Raw genomic sequence first — 1180 nt, 5'->3', positions numbered from 1 at the left:
TTTAAGCGAGATAAAAGTAGAAAAAGGCCAGCATATTCGTCAAGGGGAAACTTTAGGTCTAGTCGGTAAAACAGGACGTGTCACAGGCCCTCATTTACATTGGGGAATGAGCCTTAACAATGCACGGGTAGACCCTCAACTTTTTCTAACTACGACTCATTAATTTAAAGCTTTACGAAAGTACTTTGGCGCTTCGACATAGCCTTCTCTTAGGTAAAATTGATATGCCAAAGGTCTTTGTATCCCCGAATGAAGTTCCATTCGGTCACAACCACGTTGCTTTGCTAACCGTTCGGCTTCTTGTACAAGCAAATGCCCTACTCCTTTACTACGCATCTTCTCGTCAACACACAGATAACATATTTTGGCAAACTCACCTTGTAAGGCAATTTGTGGAATAAAATAAAGCGATAAAATTCCATACACTTTTAAATCGTCAGCTGCGACCAACGTAATCGCATTAGGATCTTTACTTAGTATTTGAAATTGTTCTTGAACTACTTTTAAAGGCTGTGAATATCCCATTTGTTTAAGTAAATAACATATGGTCTCGGTATCTTCCGATTGTGCTAAACGGATATTCACATAACTCTCCTTTTATTTTTTAATTATTCTTATCATAAAAAAAGCCAACATGACTGTTAGCTTTTTATTTTTTAGGCATTCACAAATAAAATTACGCTGCTTCAATTATTTCAAAATCGTGAGTAATTTCTACGCCACCATCTGAAAGCATTTTACTTGCTGAACAATATTTCTCAGCTGATAGCTCTACTGCTTTTGTAACCTGTTTTTCTTTTACAGCTTTACCTGTCACTACAAAGTGTAAATGGATCTTAGTGAAAACTGCCGGAATTGCATCTGCTCTCTCAGCTTTAAGCTGACATACGACATTCGTCACATCTTGACGGGATTTCTTTAAAATAGTCACAATATCAAACGAAGCACACCCACCAAGTCCCATTAATATCAACTCCATAGGACGTGGTCCACGGTTTTCACCACCGTACTCAGGTGAGCCATCCATCACTACACTATGACCGCTCTCTGATTTCGCTTCAAAAGCAACATTCTCTAGCCAATGTACACTTGTTTGCATTGCAACTACCCAAAAAAAATTATAAATTTAAGCAGGGTCTGTTGACATTTCATCTATGGATTGCGTAATAGCTAAAAATTA

General features: G+C 37.7%; 3 protein-coding genes. 1 reads left to right on the top strand and 2 read right to left on the bottom strand.

The window, feature by feature from the left end; all coding sequences use genetic code 11:
• The first annotated feature begins 10 nt into the window (after positions 1-10).
• Positions 11-163 (top strand): M23 family metallopeptidase, encoded by a 153-nt coding sequence (locus FYJ52_RS09980; protein WP_328598807.1) that lies wholly within the window; start codon positions 11-13, stop codon positions 161-163.
• On the opposite strand, the gene FYJ52_RS09975 is transcribed toward FYJ52_RS09980, so the two are convergent.
• Complete coding sequence (locus tag FYJ52_RS09975; protein ID WP_205960834.1) at positions 160-585, bottom strand: GNAT family N-acetyltransferase; 426 nt, start codon at positions 583-585, stop codon at positions 160-162. The genes FYJ52_RS09980 and FYJ52_RS09975 overlap by 4 nt on opposite strands.
• A 91-nt stretch (positions 586-676) precedes the next feature.
• Complete coding sequence (locus FYJ52_RS09970; RefSeq protein WP_154577064.1) at positions 677-1099, bottom strand: OsmC family protein; 423 nt, start codon at positions 1097-1099, stop codon at positions 677-679.
• Positions 1100-1180 lie beyond the last annotated feature (81 nt).

This window comes from Pseudoramibacter porci (genome assembly GCF_009696145.1).
GTDB lineage: Bacteria > Bacillota > Clostridia > Eubacteriales > Eubacteriaceae > Pseudoramibacter > Pseudoramibacter porci.
This window is presented reverse-complemented; position numbering and strand designations above follow the sequence as displayed.

Bases quoted from the DNA above. Each gene is read 5' to 3' on its own strand.
- FYJ52_RS09970 (WP_154577064.1), bottom strand. From the start codon at position 1,099: ATGCAAACAAGTGTACATTGGCTAGAGAATGTTGCTTTTGAAGCGAAA.